The 17,683-nt window shown below is 62.9% G+C and carries 17 protein-coding genes; 3 read left to right on the forward strand and 14 right to left on the reverse strand.

What is annotated here, in order from left to right; genetic code table 11:
• Positions 1-23: 23 nt before the first annotated feature.
• The 8 genes from adk to AB5Y48_RS04865 form a co-directional block, all read right to left on the reverse strand.
• Positions 24-668, reverse strand: a complete 645-nt coding sequence (gene adk / locus AB5Y48_RS04830) for an adenylate kinase (RefSeq protein WP_050665928.1) — start codon at positions 666-668, stop codon at positions 24-26.
• A gap of 204 nt (positions 669-872) precedes the next feature.
• Positions 873-2,783 (reverse strand): molecular chaperone HtpG, encoded by a 1,911-nt coding sequence (gene htpG / locus AB5Y48_RS04835; protein ID WP_050665927.1) that lies wholly within the window; start codon positions 2,781-2,783, stop codon positions 873-875.
• Positions 2,784-2,977: 194 nt separating this feature from the next.
• On the reverse strand, positions 2,978-3,580 hold the full coding sequence (gene recR / locus AB5Y48_RS04840; protein WP_050665926.1) for a recombination mediator RecR: 603 nt from the start codon (positions 3,578-3,580) through the stop codon (positions 2,978-2,980).
• A 91-nt stretch (positions 3,581-3,671) separates the two neighbouring features.
• Positions 3,672-4,133, reverse strand: coding sequence for a molybdopterin-dependent oxidoreductase (locus AB5Y48_RS04845; protein ID WP_368163876.1), 462 nt, complete (start codon positions 4,131-4,133; stop codon positions 3,672-3,674).
• Between the two features lie 87 nt (positions 4,134-4,220).
• Positions 4,221-4,550: a YbaB/EbfC family nucleoid-associated protein gene (locus AB5Y48_RS04850; protein ID WP_050665924.1), complete on the reverse strand. Its 330-nt coding sequence runs from the start codon at positions 4,548-4,550 to the stop codon at positions 4,221-4,223.
• A 120-nt stretch (positions 4,551-4,670) separates the two neighbouring features.
• Positions 4,671-7,010, reverse strand: coding sequence for a DNA polymerase III subunit gamma/tau (gene dnaX / locus AB5Y48_RS04855; protein WP_050665923.1), 2,340 nt, complete (start codon positions 7,008-7,010; stop codon positions 4,671-4,673).
• A gap of 149 nt (positions 7,011-7,159) precedes the next feature.
• A complete protein-coding gene (gene apt, locus AB5Y48_RS04860; protein WP_050666008.1) occupies positions 7,160-7,705 on the reverse strand; it encodes an adenine phosphoribosyltransferase in 546 nt (181 codons plus the stop codon).
• Positions 7,706-7,810: 105 nt separating this feature from the next.
• Positions 7,811-8,185 (reverse strand): YbaN family protein, encoded by a 375-nt coding sequence (locus tag AB5Y48_RS04865; protein ID WP_368163877.1) that lies wholly within the window; start codon positions 8,183-8,185, stop codon positions 7,811-7,813.
• A 105-nt stretch (positions 8,186-8,290) separates the two neighbouring features.
• Here AB5Y48_RS04865 and dusC point away from each other — a divergent pair, with 105 nt between their 5' ends.
• The 3 genes from dusC (at position 8,291) to AB5Y48_RS04880 (ending at position 10,395) form a co-directional block, all read left to right on the forward strand.
• Positions 8,291-9,235, forward strand: a complete 945-nt coding sequence (gene dusC, locus AB5Y48_RS04870; RefSeq protein WP_368163879.1) for a tRNA dihydrouridine(16) synthase DusC — start codon at positions 8,291-8,293, stop codon at positions 9,233-9,235.
• Positions 9,236-9,329: 94 nt separating this feature from the next.
• The gene (locus tag AB5Y48_RS04875; RefSeq protein ID WP_050666007.1) at positions 9,330-9,698 is read left to right on the forward strand and encodes a conjugal transfer protein TraR; all 369 of its coding nucleotides are present in this window, start codon (positions 9,330-9,332) and stop codon (positions 9,696-9,698) included.
• A 139-nt stretch (positions 9,699-9,837) separates the two neighbouring features.
• Positions 9,838-10,395 (forward strand): substrate-binding periplasmic protein, encoded by a 558-nt coding sequence (locus AB5Y48_RS04880; protein WP_368163881.1) that lies wholly within the window; start codon positions 9,838-9,840, stop codon positions 10,393-10,395.
• Positions 10,396-10,554: 159 nt separating this feature from the next.
• Here the strand turns inward: AB5Y48_RS04880 and rnd are convergent, their stop codons facing one another.
• The 6 genes from rnd to AB5Y48_RS04910 all read right to left on the reverse strand — a co-directional run bounded on the left by rnd (position 10,555) and on the right by AB5Y48_RS04910 (position 17,571).
• Positions 10,555-11,667 (reverse strand): ribonuclease D, encoded by a 1,113-nt coding sequence (gene rnd, locus AB5Y48_RS04885; protein WP_368163883.1) that lies wholly within the window; start codon positions 11,665-11,667, stop codon positions 10,555-10,557.
• Between the two features lie 76 nt (positions 11,668-11,743).
• Positions 11,744-13,423: a long-chain-fatty-acid--CoA ligase FadD gene (gene fadD / locus AB5Y48_RS04890; protein ID WP_144431459.1), complete on the reverse strand. Its 1,680-nt coding sequence runs from the start codon at positions 13,421-13,423 to the stop codon at positions 11,744-11,746.
• A 188-nt stretch (positions 13,424-13,611) separates the two neighbouring features.
• On the reverse strand, positions 13,612-14,463 hold the full coding sequence (locus tag AB5Y48_RS04895; RefSeq protein WP_368163885.1) for an alpha/beta fold hydrolase: 852 nt from the start codon (positions 14,461-14,463) through the stop codon (positions 13,612-13,614).
• Positions 14,447-14,983 (reverse strand): Slp family lipoprotein, encoded by a 537-nt coding sequence (locus AB5Y48_RS04900; RefSeq protein WP_050665916.1) that lies wholly within the window; start codon positions 14,981-14,983, stop codon positions 14,447-14,449. Before AB5Y48_RS04900 ends, AB5Y48_RS04895 begins: the two co-directional genes overlap by 17 nt.
• Positions 14,984-15,021: 38 nt before the next feature.
• A complete protein-coding gene (tsaB, locus tag AB5Y48_RS04905) occupies positions 15,022-15,711 on the reverse strand; it encodes a tRNA (adenosine(37)-N6)-threonylcarbamoyltransferase complex dimerization subunit type 1 TsaB (protein WP_224163290.1) in 690 nt (229 codons plus the stop codon).
• A 12-nt stretch (positions 15,712-15,723) separates the two neighbouring features.
• Positions 15,724-17,571, reverse strand: coding sequence for an ATP-dependent DNA helicase (locus AB5Y48_RS04910; RefSeq protein ID WP_224160016.1), 1,848 nt, complete (start codon positions 17,569-17,571; stop codon positions 15,724-15,726).
• Positions 17,572-17,683 lie beyond the last annotated feature (112 nt).

Genomic DNA, 17,683 nt, shown 5'->3' on the forward strand with positions numbered 1-17,683 from the left:
GGGCCCTCTTTTAATACCAGACTTTAGCCCAGCAGGGTAGCCAGTTGCTGACTCACCGCATCGACGCTCTGGGTACCGTCGATCTTGTGGTACCTGGTGCGGCCGGCATCGGCCTCTGCCTTGTAGAACCCGACCAGCGGGGCGGTCTGGGTGTGGTAGACGTCGAGGCGCTTGCGCACAGTAGTCTCTTCGTCGTCGGCACGGATCACCAGATCCTCGCCGGTCACGTCATCCTTGCCTTCCACCTTGGGCGGGTTGAAGACGACGTGGTAGGTGCGGCCCGAGCCCGGGTGTACGCGGCGGCCACTCATGCGCTTGACGATCTCTTCGTCCGGCACATCGAACTCGAGCACGAAATCTACATTGACGCCCGCTTCCTTCATGGCCTCGGCCTGGGGAATGGTGCGCGGGAAACCGTCCAGCAGGAAGCCGTTGGCGCAGTCGGACTGGGCGATACGCTCTTTAACCAGACCGATGATGATGTCGTCGGAGACCAGTTGACCTGCGTCCATCACCGCCTTGGCCTTGAGCCCCAGCTCGGTGCCCGCCGCGATCGCACCGCGCAGCATGTCGCCGGTGGAGATCTGCGGAATACCGTGTTTTTCCATGATGAACTGAGCCTGGGTACCCTTGCCGGCACCCGGCGCCCCGAGCAGAACAATGCGCATACACGCTCCTATTGATTGGTTATTCAAAATTAAGCGCAAGAAAAGCTACACGCTTTCCCCTGCTTCCACAAGTTTCGGGGGGACAAGCGCACAATTTACCACCAGTTCCCGCTCCTTGTGACGCCCTTTTTGCTTCGCGCAACCGAAAGCGTGGTGCGTGAACATGCAAAAAACAGAAGGCCCACCGAGGTGGGCCTTGCACTATTACTTCAGCAGCAGCCGGTTGACGCGGGCCACGAAGCTGGCCGGATCGGTCAGTCCTCCCTGCTCCGCCAACTGGGCCTGTTCGTGCAGCAGGGTCACCCAGTCACCGAACAGGGACTCGTCCTCGATATCGCCCAGCTTCTTGACCAGGGCGTGCTCGGGGTTGAGCTCGAGGATATATTTTTGCTCCGGCACCGGCTGGCCGGCGGCGCGCATCAGCTTGAGCATCTGGGTGCTCATGCCGTAGGCGTCGGTGACGATGCACGACGGCGAGTCGGTCAGGCGATGGGTGACGCGCACCTCTTTGACCGCATCGCCCAGGCTCTGCTTCACCCGCTCGATAAGGTCGGCGTTGGCCTTCTCGGACGCCTCCTGGGCCTCCTTGTCGGCGGCATCTTCCAGCTCGCCGAGATCCAGCTCACCTCGGGTGACCGAGATCATCTGCTTGCCGTCGAACTCGCTTAGGTGGCTCATCAGCCACTCGTCGACGCGATCCCACATCAGCAGCACCTCGATGCCCTTCTTGCGGAAGATCTCCAGATGCGGGCTGTTCTTGGCGGCGGCGTAAGAGTCGGCGGTGATGTAGTAGATCTTCTGCTGACCTTCCTTCATGCGGCCGACGTAATCTTCCAGCGACACGGTCTGAGCCTCGCCGTCACCGGCAGTGCTGGCAAAGCGCAGCAGCTTGGCGATCTCTTCGCGGTTGGCATAGTCCTCGGCCGGACCCTCTTTGAGCACGTTGCCGAACTCTTTCCAGAAGGTGGCGTACTTCTCGGCATCGTCCTTGGCGAGCTTGGAGAGCATGGAGAGCACCCGCTTGGAGCACGCCTTGCGCAGAGCCGCCGTGGTCTTGTTGTCTTGCAGGATCTCGCGGCTCACGTTGAGCGGCAGATCATTGGAGTCCAGCACCCCCTTCACGAAGCGCAGGTAGGTGGGCATGAACTGCTCGGCGTCGTCCATGATGAAGACGCGCTGCACGTAGAGCTTGAGGCCGTGCTTCTGCTCGCGGTTGTAGAGATCGAACGGGGCGCGTGCCGGCACGTAGAGCAGGCTGGTGTACTCCTGAGCCCCCTCGACCCGGTTGTGGGCCCACAAGAGCGGATCCTCGAAGTCGTGGGCGATGTGCTTGTAGAACTCCTGGTACTCTTCGTCCTTGATCTCTTTCGGGTTGCGGGTCCACAGGGCGGTGGCCCGGTTGACCTGCTCCCACTCACCCGGAGTGCCGACGATGGTCTCGCCATCCTCTTCCCGATCCGGGGTGCCCTCCTTGTACATCTCCACCGGAATCGAGATGTGATCGGAGTACTTGCCCACCACGGAGCGCAGACGCCAGTCATCGAGGAACTCCTCTTCCTCGGCGCGCAGGTGCAGGATCACGTCGGTACCGCGACCCTCTTTGGTCACGTCGGCGACGGTAAAGGAGCCCTCACCCTCCGATTCCCACTGCACGGCGCGATCAACCGGCTCGCCGGCGGCGCGGGAAACCACGGTCACCTTGTCGGCAACGATGAAGGCGGAGTAGAAGCCGACCCCGAACTGGCCGATCAGCTGGGAGTCCTTGCTCTGGTCGCCGGAGAGGTTCTTGAAGAACTCGGCGGTGCCGGAGCGGGCGATGGTCCCCAGGTGCTCGATCACCTGGTCACGGCTCATCCCGATCCCGTTGTCGGAGATGGTCAGGGTGCGCGCCTCTTTGTCGACGATGAGACGAACGCGCAGCTGACCGTCGTTCTCATACAAGGAAGGCTCGGAGAGCGCCTTGAAGCGCAGCTTGTCCGCGGCATCGGAGGCGTTGGAGATGAGCTCGCGCAGGAACACTTCTTTGTTGGAGTAGAGGCTGTGGGCCATCAGGCTCAGCAACTGTTTGACTTCGGTCTGAAACCCGTGGGTTTCTGCATGAACGGCTTGGGTCATCGGCAATTCCTTGACGATTTCAGGTTGAACGGATTCGACAAGGAAGATGGGGGCGCCCTGACGGCTTTCAAGGGGTGACAGATAAAATGCCGCACCGACCGCTGCATATTTCACCACTGGCCCGCAGAAAAAGGCCCCGCATGTGCAGGGCCCGGATCTTCCGGGCCTGACGACCCGGTGGCGGGAGTGACGACTCAGTTGAGGGGCTGACGCCCCATCAATGAGTGGGAGAGCGTGGTGCCGTCCACCAGCTCCAGCTCGCCGCCAACCGGTACCCCGTGGGCGATGCGGCTCACCTTGACCCCCGCAGAGCGGGCCATCTCGGCGATGTACCAGGCGGTAGCGTCCCCCTCGATGGTGGGGTTGGTGGCGAGGATCAGCTCCTCGATGGCCTCGTTTTGCAACCGGCGCTCGAGGATCTCGAGCCCCAGCTCCTCGGGGCCGATACCGTCGAGCGGCGAGAGGTGCCCCATCAGCACGAAGTAGCGCCCGCTGTAGTGGCCGGTCTGCTCGATGGCAGCGACATCGGCCGGGCTCTCCACCACGCAGAGCAGGCCGTTCTCGGCACGCTTGGGGCTGGCACACAGATCGCACTGCTCGTTCTCGGTGAAGGTGCGGCAGTGGCTGCAATGACCGATCTCGGTCAGGGCCCGGGTCAGAGTCTGGGCCAGCCGCAGGCCACGGCTGCGCTCGCGCTCAAGCAGCTGGAACGCCATCCGTTGGGCTGACTTGGGGCCGACGCCGGGCAGGACTTGCAGGGCCTTGATCATCTCGTCAAGGAGGGGACTGAATTTCATCGCGCTCTCGTTTTGCTCACGGTGTGGGGCAGGACTATACCCAAACCCGCCCCACCTTGTCATGGGCGAAGACCTGCGTCGATACGGAAGACTAGCGGGCCTCGAGACGCTTGACCTGCCACACCATGCGGCTGTGGTAGCGCTCCTTGTCGAGCTCGGGAAAATCGCTTAAGGGATAGATGATCCAAAGCGGCCCCTTGTTGCGTACCGTGAGCACAGCGCCATCCTGCTCGGCCGCCACCAGCACGGGGTAACGGTCAGCATCTTCCCTGGGGATAGACGCCGCATAGTCGTTAAGTGCCACGGCCCACACCTCGGGGGTCTTGAGCCCGGCCTGATTCAGCAAGTCCCGCAGCAACACCCCCTGGTAAGCGTGCATCCCCTCGGTCCAGGGTGTCTTGGTCGTTAAACGATGTTGGGGCAAAGCGGTAAACTGCTCGCGAGTCAGGCTCACCACCCCACCGGTGCCTGCCTCGATGGTGAGCAGCGGCTCGGCCCGAAGCGAGGGGGCCAGTAGCAGCAGTCCAATCCAGAAAGCGTGTCGCGTGCGCATGATGATCTCCCGTAAAAACCATCACAATCATAGCCTATGAGCCTGAATCGGATACAAAAGGCCCCGCCGAAGCGGGGCCCATCGGGATTAGAACGGCATCTTGAAGCCGGGGGGCAGTTGCATGCCGCCAGTCAGCTCGGCCATCTTGCTCTTGTTCTGCTCCTCGACACGGCGCACCGCATCGTTGAAGGCGGCCGCGATGAGATCCTCGAGCATCTCCTTGTCATCTTCCATCAGGCTCGGGTCGATGTCGACGCGACGTACGCTGTGGTTGCCGGTCATGGTGACCTTGACCATACCCGCGCCGGATTCGCCGATCACTTCCATCTCGGCCAGCTGCTCTTGCATCTTCTGCATGCGCTCTTGCATCTGCTGCGCCTGCTTCATCAGGTTACCCATTCCACCTTTACCAAACATATCTCTCGTCTCTCATCGTGAACGGATGCGGCCAGGCCGCGGGGCTTACCGAACAATATGGGGGCGGCAAGCATTTTTTCAAGCCGGGCGGGCCCGAAGGTGACATCAGCGTGACTGACATCAATCGGTCAGAGGTTCGATGGAGTCGATATGAAGTTCGGCTCCGAAGCGCTGACGTAAAAACTGAATATGGGGATCCCCTTGCATGTCCCCTCGCGCCTGCTCCAACACCTGCATGTAGAGGCGATGTTCGATCTCAAGCGGCGTCTCCTGCCCCTCGACGACCCCCAGCTCCACCTCGACTCGCACCGCCTCACCGAGCGCCGGCGTCAGATGCTCGGCCAGAGCCTGACACGCCTTGTCGCTCACCAGGTGACGCTGCTCGGGCTTGAGGGTCAGGTGCAACAGACCCGGCTCCCGGCGCAACACCGAGTTAATGGCAAGCTGGCGCAGCCGCCCCCCCACCTGGGTGTGGGAGATGAGCTCGGCCCAGGGATCGCCGCAGTGGGCCAGCAGGCTGGCCGGCATCAGGCGCTCGCCAAAGTCCCCCTGCTCCTCGTCGCTCTCCAGTTCATCCCAGTCGATGGGCAGTCGCTCGGGGGAGGCAAGCGCCTCTGTCGCAATCACAGGCTCTGCAACAGGCGGCGCAACCGGCGCGGTCACTGGCATCGCGACAGGCTCGGGGGCCGGCATGGGCGCCGGACCATCATCCAGCGGCCAAGGCGGCAGATCGTCGACGGATGCCGCCGACGCGGGCGGGGCACTCATGGGCGGCTCGGCACTGGCCATGGCCGCCTCGTAGTCGCTCCAGAGCTGACCGTCATCCTCCTCTTCCTCAAGGGGGGCGAAGGCCGGATCCACACGAGGCGGCGCGGGACGCAAAGGCTCTGCTCGCGGCGCGGGGGACGGGGCACTCTCGACCTGGCGAGGCGGTGTGACCGACGGTACCCGCACCGGCGCAGGCTCACCACGGGAGCGGCTGCGCAGCATATTCTTCTTGCCAAGCAGTGCCAGGGCCCCCGAGACCCTGGGCTCAGGCTCAGGGGAGTCGACCACGGGGGAAGGCGCCACGGCCTGTACCTCTTCTTGCGAAGAGGGCGCATAACCCATCTGCTCGGCCTGCTGCATCAACTCGGCCTGCTCGGCAAAGAGGGCCTGCTCGGCGGGCTCAGGCTCTCCCGCCGGTGACGACTTTCCCGTCTCGTCCGCGACCACCGGCGCCGGGCTGATACTCTGCTCTTGCGCCAACCCTTGGGGCCGGGCAGGGGCACTCTCATCGGCAGAGCGCGTCACCTGGGCGGGCACCGCCGTCATGGTCCCCAGAGGCGCCATGGCCTGGGGCGCCGGACTGAAGCTCGCCGGCGGCAGCGCAACCCGGCGGGGCGAGAAGGCGAGCATGCGCAGCACCGTCATCTCGAGGCCGGAGCGACCATCCGGGGCCCAGGGAAGCTCCTTGCGACCATTGAGGGCAATCTGGTAACAGAGCTGCACCTCTTCGGGGCTCATGGTCTGGGCCAACAGACGCAGGGCATCGGCATCGCCCCCCTCCTCCTGCACGCTGGAGGGGAGCATCTGCGCCAATGCGGTGCGGTGCAGCAGGGCCTCCAGCTCGGCATGCAGCTGATCAAAATCGGGGCCCAGGGTGGCGATTTCGGCCACCTTGGCCATGGCAGCCGGCGCATCCTGGCGCAGCACCGCCTCCACCAGCTGGTAGAGGTGGCGATGATCCAGGGTACCGAGCATGGAGAGCACGCTCTCGAGGCGCACGCTGCCGTTGCCGTGGGCCAGGGCCTGATCGGTCAGGCTCAGGGCATCGCGCATGCTGCCATCGGCCGCCTTGGCCAGGGCCAACAGGGCGCGCGGCTCAAACGGCTGCGCCTCCCTGTCCAGCACCCACTCGAGTTGTTTGGCGATCTGGGTCTGATCCAGGCTCTTCAGGTGAAACTGCAGGCAACGCGACAGTATGGTGATGGGGAGTTTCTGGGGATCCGTGGTCGCCAGCAGAAACTTCACATAGGGGGGCGGCTCCTCCAGGGTCTTGAGCAGGGCGTTGAAGCTGTGACGAGAGAGCATGTGCACCTCGTCGATGAGATAGACCTTGAAGCGCCCGCGGGCCGGTCGGTACTGGACGTTGTCGAGCAGCTCACGGGTGTCCTCCACCTTGGTGCGCGACGCCGCATCTATCTCCAGCAGGTCGACGAAGTTACCCTGGTCGATCTCCCGGCAGGTGTCGCAGACGCCGCACGGATGGCTGCTCACCCCCTGCTCGCAGTTGAGGCTCTTGGCCAGAATGCGGGCGATGGTGGTCTTGCCGACCCCTCGGGTGCCGCTTAGCAGATAGGCATGGTGCAATCGCCCCTGCTCCAGGGCATTGGTGAGGGCCATCAGCACATGCTGCTGACCTACCACCTGGTCAAATGTACGGGGGCGCCACTTGCGGGCCAGAACCTGATAGCTCATCGCACTCCATCTGGGGCTGGGAAGGTAATGGCGGGGATGCTAACACAAAGGGGACGACGGCAATACCGTCCGGGGATCGAGTGCGCGGATTTGCGGCACCCATAAACGACAAGAGCCGCCCTGAGGCGGCCCTTGTCAGCACGAGGGGATCACTCCCCCTCGAACTCAACCAGGCTCAGCACCTTGACACCGGCCGCGGTCAGGCGGGCATCGCCACCCAGCTCGGGCAGGGAGATGACGAAGGCAGCATCGGTGACCTCACCGCCGGCGCGGCGGATAAGCTTCACCGCCGCATCCACGGTGCCACCGGTGGCCAGCAGATCGTCGACCACCAGCACCTTGTCACCGGCCACGATAGCATCGGTGTGCATCTGCAGGGTGTCCTGACCGTATTCCAGCTCGTAGGACTCCTCGATCACCTCACGCGGCAGCTTGCCGGGCTTGCGAACCGGCACGAAGCCGACGCCGAGGGCACAGGCCACCGGTGCACCGAAGATGAAGCCACGGGCTTCGGTACCCACTACCTTGGTGATCCCCTGATCCTGATAGTGCTTCACCAGCAGATCGATGGTGGTGCGAAATGCCTCGGCATCTTCCACCAGGCTGGTGATATCGCGAAACATGATGCCCGGCTTGGGATAGTCGGGAATGGTCTTGATGCTGTTTTCGAGAAACTTCAGGGTATCCGGGTTCATGTTGTAACCGTTGATTCGACTCGCCTCGGCGAAAAACAAAAAAGCCCGTCATCGCAAAAATGACAGGCCCACTCCATTGCATTTTGCCGCCATAGCTTAGGCACTTCACTCCTTCAATGCAACTGGCTCGACCAGGGGCAAACGATTGAGCCAGGTGAGCAGGATCACCATTATCACCACAAGCAGGACACGCACCCGGATATCGGGTATCAGGATCAGCGAGAGTGATAAGGTCATCAATATAAAGAGGTTGGCCCGCCGCCGTGCCGAACGACGAATCCCCCTGTGTTGCTGCCAGTCCAGGATCAGGGGGCCGAAGTAGCGGTGGGCCAACAGCCAGGCGTGAAAGCGCGGTGACGAGCGGGCGAAGAGGGCGGCGGCCAGCAATACAAACGGGGTTGTCGGCAACAGAGGCAGCACCATCCCAATCACACCAGTGACAAGACTGAGCCAGCCAAGCAGCATCAAGAGTGTCTTCATCTCGCTCCTCCCCAGAGTACGACTATCCTGGCTGAGATGGTGGCTGACAGGCGCCCCCCTTGCCACTACAATCTCGCCTCCTTTTTCACGCAGGCAGCCATCTTCATGCACGTCACTCTGGCCCCCATGCAGGGGGTGCTCGATCATCTCATGCGCGAGACCCTCACCGCCGTCAACGACTACGACCTGTGCATCAGCGAGTTCGTGCGGGTGGTCGATCAGCTGCTGCCTGCCAAGGTCTATCACCGCCTCTGCCCCGAACTCAAGCAAGGCGGCAAGACCCGTGCCGGCACGCCGGTCAGGGTACAACTGTTGGGACAACACCCACAGTGGATGGCCGAAAATGCCCTGCGCGCCGTGGAGCTCGGCTCCCCCGGGGTCGATCTCAACTTTGGCTGCCCCGCTCCCACGGTCAACAAGAGCCAGGGGGGCGCCGTGCTGCTGAAAACCCCCGAGACGGTACACGCCATCGTGCGGGCAGTGCGCGATGCGGTGCCGGCGCACCTGCCGGTCAGCGCCAAGATCCGCCTGGGCTTCGAGGACAAGTCCCTCTATATGGAGAACGCCGACGCCGTCTGTCAGGGGGGCGCCAACGAGCTGGCAGTCCACGCCCGCACCAAGGTCGAGGCCTACCGTCCTCCGGCCCACTGGGAATACGTGGACGCCATCCGCCGCACCCTGCCCATCCCGGTCACCGCCAACGGCGAGATCTGGAACCACGCCGACGCCGTCCGCTGCCGCGAGGTGTCGGGTTGCGATCGCCTCATGGTGGGACGCGGCGCCCTGTCGCTGCCCAACCTTGCCGATGTGATGAAGCAAGGGTGCCCCCACATGAGCTGGCCCGAGGTGCTGCGACTCATGGTGCGTTACAGCGATCAGGATCTGGCCAGTGACAAGGCCGACTACTACCCGAGCCGCATCAAGCAGTGGTTTAGCTACCTCAAGCGGGAATACCCTGAGGCCGATGCGCTGTTTCTCTCCCTGCGTACCTATAAAGAGATAGCGCCAATCCGGGAGGCCCTGCTGCAGGCGGCAGAAAAGCTGGGCTAACCATGGCTAACTTGACTCATATCATTCTGAGCCCCCTTCGCCCTCCCTATACTGAGCGCACTGTTGTTAGCCTGATGGGGGCATTGTGTGTGAACTGAGTGAGGCACGCCTGATCGAATGGCGTCGCCGTCTCGAATCCCTTTGGGCCGAAGCCCGCGCCGAGCTGGTTGCCCGGATGGAAGCGACGCAGGTTGGCGAAATGGGGCCCGAGCTGGCCCAGTGTGATACCGAGCAGCTGATCAGCATAGGACAGCGACTCCTGCCCAATCAGAGCGCCCCCCTGACCGCCCGGCTGCTCCATGTGGAGGCCGCCCTCTGTCAGATGGAACTGGGCCTCTATGGTCTCTGCGCCGACTGCGAGGAGCCGCTCTCCGTCGCCGCACTGGATCAGGATCCCGCCCTGCAGCGCTGCCCGCGCTGCGAGAGTCGTTATCGCAAGGGCAACCACGCCCACGAATTGTAATGGATGCCACCTCTGGCTGGTGAGCCGCTCTCCCCTGCTCAATACTCTGGGGAGTGACTCCAGCCGGGGGCGTATCGTGCTTCGTTTACTCCTGCTTCTTTTTTTGGCTCTTCCTCTTGCGGCCCATGAGGCCAACAAGATGCATCAACCCCTGCGCGTCGGCTGGACCGACTGGTATCCCTACTCCTATCGCAGCGCAGGCAACCTGACCGGCCTGGATGTGGAGCTGACCCGTCTCATCCTGGAAGAGGCAGGCTTCACCCCCCAATTTATCGAGATGCCCTGGGCCAGGGTGCTGCGGGAGATCGAATTTGGCTCGATAGATATCGGCATGTCGGCCAACAACACCGAAGAGCGCGCCCGCTATGCCCGTTTCTCTCTCCCCTACCGCACCGAACAGACCGCCCTGATGATCCACCGCCCCCAGTTGCCCCAGTGGCAGCACCTCAAGGGATTACAGGAGCTTGTGGAACGCGACGACTTCCTGCTCGGGGTGCTCAAAGGCTTTGATTACGGTGAGACCTTTCGCCCCCTGCTGGCCGATCCCCGCCTTCAGAAACAGCTGATCGTTCGTATGCGCCTCGAGCCACTGGTTCGACTGCTGCTCTCTGATCGGATCCAGGGCATCATCATAGATCCGGGTAATCTCATCACCCTGAGACAAAGTGCCCTCCCCTCGATGAGCTCTACCCGCTGATAACGACCCGGGCCACCCCGGTGCACCTCATCATGAGCCTCGCGAGTACCGATGAGCGACAAAAGGCCCGGATCGATGCCTCGATCCGGGCCCTGCTCGTCGACAAGCGGCGTTATGAGAACATACTCAAACGCTTCGGGGCAGAGATCTCCCTGCTCCCTATTCCTGCAGCAGATGCCCCACCAGCTCACGGCGCCAGCCGGTGAGCAGAGCAGGAGGCTCGAGTGCAGCACGCTCGGCCTCGCTCAGGCGCCAGCTCCAGGTGAAATACTGGTGGATGGTCTTCTTGCTGGCGATAAGTTCGGGCGGCACGCCACACTCCTTGGATTTCTCCTCGACCAGGGCCTTGATGCGCTTGAGCTCCCCCTTGTACTGGGGAAAGTCTACCAGCCGGCGGATACGCTCGGGCCACAGCTGCGGATCCCCGGCCTGGGCTTTGGCGACGATATCGAGCAGGCGCTTGCCATGGATCTTGATCTCGATGGGCAGCAGGCCAAGCTCGTTGAGATCGCGCAAAGAGGCCGGTCGGCGCTCCGCCACCTTGTAGAGATGCAGCTCCTTGACCACGAAGTTGACTGCCAGATCCCGGCGTACCGCCTCCTGTTGGCGCCAGGCCGCCAGCTCGCGCAGGATGGCGAGCTCGCGCCGCCCCAGCTGCCAGGCGTTGCCGATGTCCAGATACGCCTGATAGGGATCGCTGATGGCCACCTTGCGGGCGCAGTGGCTACGACACTCCTCCTCGAACCAGGCCAGCTTGCCACTCTCGGCGAGCCGCGCCATCACCTGCCGGTAGAGAGGCACCAGATAGAAGACGTCAGCCGCCGCATAATCGAGCTGACGCGGGCTCAAGGGACGGGCCAGCCAGTCGGTGCGGGCCTGATCCTTGACCAGCTCCACCCCGATAAAATCCTTGACCAGGGCACCAAAGCCCACCGACACGCCGTAACCGAGGAAGGCGGCGGCGAGCTGAGTGTCGTGCATCAGGGCCGGCAGGTGGCCCGCCTCGTGCTGAATGAGCTCGAGATCTTCGCCCGAGGCGTGCAGCACGCTGAGACGACCCGGCTCACCGAGGATCTTCCACAAGGGGGACATGTCCACGGCCAGGGGATCGATCAAGGCCAGTTGATGGCCGTCGTAGATCTGGAACAGGCCGAGTTGGGGGTAATAGGTGCGGGTACGTACAAATTCGGTATCGATGGCGAGCGGCCCGTCCGCGAGCTCGGCCAGGTAGGCCTCGAGACGGGGCTGCTCAAAAATCAGTTGGTATTGCATGGCGTCGCCTTGTGCTGACCGGCCCCGAAAACAACAGCGCCGTGGGGGAACCACGGCGCCGGGGAAGGCAGGGACCTTATTGCTGCTTGGCAAGCTCCTCGTCACGCAGCACGCGGCGCAGGATCTTGCCCACATTGGTCTTGGGTAGTTCGTCGCGGAATTCTACCAGCTTCGGCACCTTATAGGCAGTCAGATGTGTGCGGCAGTGGGCTATCATATCCTCTTCGCTCAGACTCTGGTCTTTGCGCACCACGAAGATCTTCACCACCTCGCCGGACACCTTGTGAGGCATACCGACGGCGGCCACTTCCATCACCTTGGGATGCATGGCCACCACATCTTCGATCTCGTTGGGATAAACGTTGAAGCCGGAGACCAGAATCATGTCCTTCTTGCGATCGACGATCTTGAAGAAACCCTGCTCGTCAAAGGTTGCGATGTCACCGGTGCAGAGCCAGCCATCCTGGATCACCTCGGCGGTCGCCTCGGGGCGCTGCCAGTAGCCGGTCATCACCTGGGGACCGCGCACCTGCATCTCGCCCGGCTTGCCGAGCTCGCTCACGACCTGACCCTCGTCATCGACCAGGCGGATCTCGGTGGAGCAGACCGGCAGGCCGATAGAGCCGTTGTAGGTAGTGAGATCGTAGGGGCAAACGCTCACCAGGGGGGCACACTCGGTCAGGCCATAGCCCTCGAGCAGGGGCACCCCAGTGGTCTGCTGCCACTTCTCGGCCACCGCGCGCTGTACCGCCATGCCGCCACCAATGGTGAGCTTGAGGCGCTCGAAGTTCATGGAGGAAAAATCGGGATTGTTCACCAGAGCATTGAACAGGGTGTTAACCCCAGTGATGCAGGTGAAGGGATATTTCCTGATCTCCTTGATAAACCCGGGAATATCGCGCGGGTTGCTGATGAGCAGGTTGTAACCACCGAGGCGCATAAAGAGCAGGCAGTTCACGGTCAGGGCGAACACGTGGTAGAGCGGCAGGGCGGTGACCACGAACTCCTTGCCCGCTTGCAGGCGCGGCCCGTAGACACCCAGACACTGCTCGACGTTGGCAATCATGTTGCGGTGGGTCAGCATGGCCCCCTTGGAGAGGCCGGTGGTACCGCCGGTATACTGCAGGAAGGCGATGTCCGAATTCTTGATCTCGGGTTTGACGTACTGCAGGAAGCGTCCCTTGGCGAGGGCATGGCGCATGGTGCTGGCCCCCGGCAGGTTGTATTTGGGTACCAGCTTCTTGACGTACTTGACCACGAAGTTGACCAGGGTTCCCTTGGCCAGCCCCAGGTTATCGCCCATGCGCGTCAGGATGACGTGCTTGACCGGGGTATCGTAGACCACCTTCTCCAGGGTGTGGGCGAAGTTGGAGACGATGACGATTGCCTTGGCGCCCGAGTCCTTGAGCTGATGCTCCAGCTCACGCGGGGTATAGAGGGGGTTGACGTTCACCACCGTCATGCCGGCGCGCAGGATGCCAAAGACGGCGATGGGGTATTGCAGCAGGTTGGGCATCATGACCGCGACCCGATCACCCCGCTCCAGCTTGAGTTCATCTTGCAGGTAGGCGGCGAAGGCCCGGGACTGCTCTTCGAGGCGGCGGTAGGTGATGGTCTGTCCCATGTTGACGAAGGCGGGCATGTCGGCAAACTTGCTCACCGACTCCTCGAACATCTCCACCAGAGAGCCGTACTTGTCCGGATCGATCTCGGCCGGAACCCCTTCCGGGTAACGCTTGAGCCAGACCTTCTCCACGTGATTCTCCTGCATATAAAGCACCTGTGCGCTCACCCTGTTTCCTCCATCCCTGGATCATTCAATCGGCTGTTTTGAGCTAGAGCTCTAAGGTAGTCACATGGTGACACAAGGATTATTGAATTAACAGCGATTTAACAGAGTGAGACTGGATTGAATTGAAAGAATAGTGACGTAGGGCGGGGATTCTACCGGATAAGGCAGAATTTTTCGATACAAGCTGCGGTGATTGCAGGATCTTCCATATGGAAGTGATGTCCTCCCTCCACCATGCCGGATTCCAAGCGCCCTATGGTATCACGACGCGCCACCAACTGATGGCTGAGCTCGGGATAACCGCGTGTCCCCTGCAACAGCAGTACGGGCGCCGTGATCGCCCCGAGCAGCGCCCTGGTCTGTCCCTCGCTCATGCGCAGGGGTGTGCGCTCACGCAAGGCGGGATCGCTGCGCCAATACCAACGCCCTGCCCGCTCGATCAGGGCTCGCTCCACGATGAGACGCACCAGATGAGGAGCCAGATCCCCCACCTGGCAGCGGGCCACCACCGCCTGCTCCGGTGTCGAAAAACCGGGGTGCTGGCGCCGGGTGGTGCGGGTACGACTCTCGAGTACCCGGCGGATCTGCCCCGGCACCTCCTCATCGGGCGCAGTGAGAGGACCCAGTCCCTCGAGCAGGATGAGGTGAGAGACCGGCTCGGGAAAGACCCCGGCATAGGCCGAGGCGATCAGCGCACCGAGAGAGTGGCCGAGCAGGATGACATGGTGCCACCCCGCCGCCCGGATGATGCGATGAAGATCATCCAGCCAGTCCACAAACACATAGGGGGTCGACTTGTGGTCCGAATGACCGTGACCGGGCAGATCGATGGCGACCAGCTGACACCCCTGAAGGTGAGCGGCCAGGGGTCGAAAGCTCTCGCTGTTATCGAGCCAACCGTGAAGGGCAAGGATCAGGGGAGCGCCGGGCTCCCCCCAACGTTGAAAGGCGACCCGGCGGCCATCATCGAGCCGGATCTCGCCGGTGTCAGCGTGGCAGGGCATGGATAGAGCGCCGCGGCCAGAAGGGATCGTAGAAGGGGTCATAGAAGAAGGGATCCACATAGCGAACCTCAACCTCTTTGACCGGGGGCCAGAGCTTGCTCTTGTCCACCTCTAGGACCGCGAAACGGTAGGGATGCTCCCCTATCTTGCCATCCACCGGGGCCGCCACCTTGCCGAGCACGCTCAGGGAGCGCCCCTTGGCATAGAGGGTGGGATCCACAAAGCCCGGCATGATGGCGAGAAACCGCCCCGCGCTCTGCTCGGTCTGCTGCGGCACCCCGTTGGATTTGAGCGGCAACTCCACCACCTCGAGCACACTGCGGCTCGGCTCGTTGCGCACCTCGGCAATGACCCCGCTCCAGCGCGCCATGGCACCACTTTGCTCCAGCGCGGGCTTGAACGGTACCAGCGCCGATTCAGGCTCGTAGGCGAGCTCCCGCGGCACAGTGCCGCAGGCCGCGAGCAGTAGGGTCGCCGCGCCCAACAGTAGTCTGCTCCACGGTTTCGATGAATAACCCATGCACAACCCTCCTCGAAAGAGGGGGGCTCCCCCTCCGGTCATTCCCGACCCGGCAGCTTCTTCCAGGTCACCTTGTCCCGCAAGTATACGGGGGTTGCGGCCTCAACCGCTACCGCCTCACCGGCCAACCAGGCGGCGCGGGCAAGCGGCAACATGTCCTCGGCCATCGGTAGCCAGGGAGCGCTCGCAGGCACCTGTTCGCCTGCCAGTTGCAGCACCTCCCCATAGGTGGCAAAACCGGTGCCGATGGCGTGCCACTCCCCCTCCAGGGCGAGTTCGGCTGCCAGCCGTTGAGGATCAATAACACACTCTTCCTGAACCGGCACCATCAGACCCGACTGCTCCTCGAAACGTCCGAAATAGACCTCGTTCATGCGCGCATCGATGGCGGTGAGCACCCGGCGGGCGCCATCACGACGCCAGGCCCCCTGAGCCATGGCCGCCAGGGTAGAGACAGCGATGAGGGGTTTCTCGGCCCCCAGCGCCAGCCCCTGCGCCACGCCGATACCGATACGCACCCCGGTAAAGGAGCCGGGCCCGCGGCCAAAGGCGATGGCGTCGAGATCCGCCAGCGTGATACCCGCCTCGTCGAGCAGGGACTGCACCATGGGCAGGATCTTGCGGGTATGGTCGCGGGGCGCCTCTTCATAACGGGCAAACACCTGCTCACCCACCAGCAGGGCGGCGGAGCAGGCTTCGGTGGCAGTATCGACGGCCAGGATCTTCAACACGCTGTTTCCTTAAACATTGCTTGGCGAGGGCCCAGCGCCCTCGCGGAAAAACTCACCCAGCCGCGCCAACTCCCGGGTACGGGGGATGGGGGGCAGGCTCTTGATAAAGGTGGCGCCATAGGCGCGGTTGACCATACGCGGATCGCAGATGACCAGTACCCCGTGGTCCCCTCTGTCGCGAATGAGGCGCCCCACCCCCTGCTTGAGGGCGATGACCGCCTTGGGCAATTGCACGTCGAAGAAGGGATCGCCACCGCGCAGTCGACAATCCTCGATGCGCGCCTTGAGCAGGGGATCGTCGGGAGAGGCGAAGGGCAGCTTGTCGATGATAACACACGAGAGCGCCGCCCCCCGCACGTCGATCCCCTCCCAGAAGCTGGCGGTGGCCACCAGTACGGCACGGCCATTCTCGACGAAGCGCCTGAGCAGCTGCGACTTGTTCTCCTCCCCCTGTAGCAGCACGGTGCGGCCCATCTCGCGGCGCAGGACCTCGGCCACCTGGCGCATTGCCTGATGGCTGGTACAGAGGAAGAAACAACCGCCCGGGGTACGGTTGATAAGCGGAATCATCATGGTGGCAAGCCGCTCCCCACGCCCGAAGGCGTTGGGTTCGGGCAGAGAGCGCGGCACACACAGGCGCGCCTGCTCGGCATAATCAAACGGGCTCTCCAGGGTCAGCTCGGCGCTGCCACCGAGCCCCATCTCACCGGCGAAGTGGCCAAAGTGGCCATCCACCGTCAGGGTGGCGGAGGTAAAGATCCAGCTCACCTCGGGGCGCTGCACCTCGCCATTGAAGCGTTCGGCCACCGAGAGGGGGGTCAGATTCAATGAGAAGTGCAGCCGGGTGCACTCATACCAGTAGGAGCAGCCGGTTTCCCCGAGCGAGAGCACCTCGCCAAGGCGGCTTTTAACCTCACTCACCCGCTCGAAGCACTGGTCGAGCCGCTCGCCGCGCCCGAGCGCTATCTTGAGCACGTCGTAACAGAGCGACAGGGCATCGGTGAGGCGCGCCAGCGCCTGGCCCCAGTGACTGCTTTTCATCATGTCGCGGGTGTTGCCACGTCCGCTCTCCATGCCAAAGGCCAGGCGCAGGTCCTGGCTGGCAATCTGCAGCCGGTCGGCCCCCTTGCCAAGCTGGTTCATGTCCTGGGCCTCGCTGCGATAGGCGAGCTGGATGTCCTGGGCAAGATCTTGCAGGGTGCGACTCGAGAGCGACTTGCCAAAGTAGCTGGTGGCGATCTCGGGCAGCTGGTGCGCCTCGTCGAATACATAGACCTGGGCTTCGGGCACCAACTCGCCAAATCCCGTGTCTTTCACCGCCAGATCGGCAAAGAAGAGGTGATGGTTGATCACCACCACCTGGGCCTCCATGGCCCGGCGACGGGCGATCACCAGATGGCAATCGTCGTAGTAGGGGCAGTCGCGCCCCAGGCAGTTGTCGTTGGTACTGGTGATATGGGGCAGGATCTCGGCGTTCTCCTGCAGCCCCGGAATATCCCCCACATCCCCTGTATTGGTGGTACCGGACCAGGACTTGACCTTGACCAGATCGGCCAGCACCTCGGCCTTTTGCAGATGAGACTCGCTCATCAGGTTGTTGAGCCGCTCGAGACAGAGATAGTTGCTGCGCCCCTTGAGCAGGGCCACCGGGCGGGCATAGTCGAGGGCGCCTATGATGGTCGGCAAGTCCCGGTGGTAGAGCTGCTCTTGCAGGTTCTTGGAGCCGGTGCTGATGACGATGCGCTTGCCAGAGTGAAGAGCCGGCACCAGATAGGCGTAGGTCTTGCCGGTGCCGGTCCCCGCCTCCACCAACAGGCGCCCGTGGCTATCGATGGCGCGCTCCACCGCCCTGGCCATCTCCAGCTGGGGAGCGCGGGCGACAAAGCCGTCGATGTGACGAGAGAGGGAGCCATCGGGGGCAAACAGGGTCGAGACAGTGGTCAAGGCAGGTCTTCCGGCGAAAAGGCCG

The organism is Aeromonas sp. R6-2, assembly GCF_040908155.1.
Classification (GTDB): domain Bacteria; phylum Pseudomonadota; class Gammaproteobacteria; order Enterobacterales; family Aeromonadaceae; genus Aeromonas; species Aeromonas schubertii.

What these genes read in the sequence shown, in the direction of transcription:
- adk (WP_050665928.1), bottom strand. Translation starts at nt 668, where the DNA reads ATGCGCATTGTTCTGCTCGGGGCGCCGGGTGCCGGCAAGGGTACCCAG.
- htpG (WP_050665927.1), bottom strand. Translation starts at nt 2,783, where the DNA reads ATGACCCAAGCCGTTCATGCAGAAACCCACGGGTTTCAGACCGAAGTC.
- recR (WP_050665926.1), bottom strand. Translation starts at nt 3,580, where the DNA reads ATGAAATTCAGTCCCCTCCTTGACGAGATGATCAAGGCCCTGCAAGTC.
- AB5Y48_RS04845 (WP_368163876.1), bottom strand. Translation starts at nt 4,133, where the DNA reads ATGCGCACGCGACACGCTTTCTGGATTGGACTGCTGCTACTGGCCCCC.
- AB5Y48_RS04850 (WP_050665924.1), bottom strand. Translation starts at nt 4,550, where the DNA reads ATGTTTGGTAAAGGTGGAATGGGTAACCTGATGAAGCAGGCGCAGCAG.
- dnaX (WP_050665923.1), bottom strand. Translation starts at nt 7,010, where the DNA reads ATGAGCTATCAGGTTCTGGCCCGCAAGTGGCGCCCCCGTACATTTGAC.
- apt (WP_050666008.1), bottom strand. Translation starts at nt 7,705, where the DNA reads ATGAACCCGGATACCCTGAAGTTTCTCGAAAACAGCATCAAGACCATT.
- AB5Y48_RS04865 (WP_368163877.1), bottom strand. Translation starts at nt 8,185, where the DNA reads ATGAAGACACTCTTGATGCTGCTTGGCTGGCTCAGTCTTGTCACTGGT.
- dusC (WP_368163879.1), top strand. Translation starts at nt 8,291, where the DNA reads ATGCACGTCACTCTGGCCCCCATGCAGGGGGTGCTCGATCATCTCATG.
- AB5Y48_RS04880 (WP_368163881.1), top strand. Translation starts at nt 9,838, where the DNA reads ATGCATCAACCCCTGCGCGTCGGCTGGACCGACTGGTATCCCTACTCC.
- rnd (WP_368163883.1), bottom strand. Translation starts at nt 11,667, where the DNA reads ATGCAATACCAACTGATTTTTGAGCAGCCCCGTCTCGAGGCCTACCTG.
- AB5Y48_RS04895 (WP_368163885.1), bottom strand. Translation starts at nt 14,463, where the DNA reads ATGCCCTGCCACGCTGACACCGGCGAGATCCGGCTCGATGATGGCCGC.
- AB5Y48_RS04900 (WP_050665916.1), bottom strand. Translation starts at nt 14,983, where the DNA reads ATGGGTTATTCATCGAAACCGTGGAGCAGACTACTGTTGGGCGCGGCG.
- AB5Y48_RS04910 (WP_224160016.1), bottom strand. Translation starts at nt 17,571, where the DNA reads ATGGCCAGGGCGGTGGAGCGCGCCATCGATAGCCACGGGCGCCTGTTG.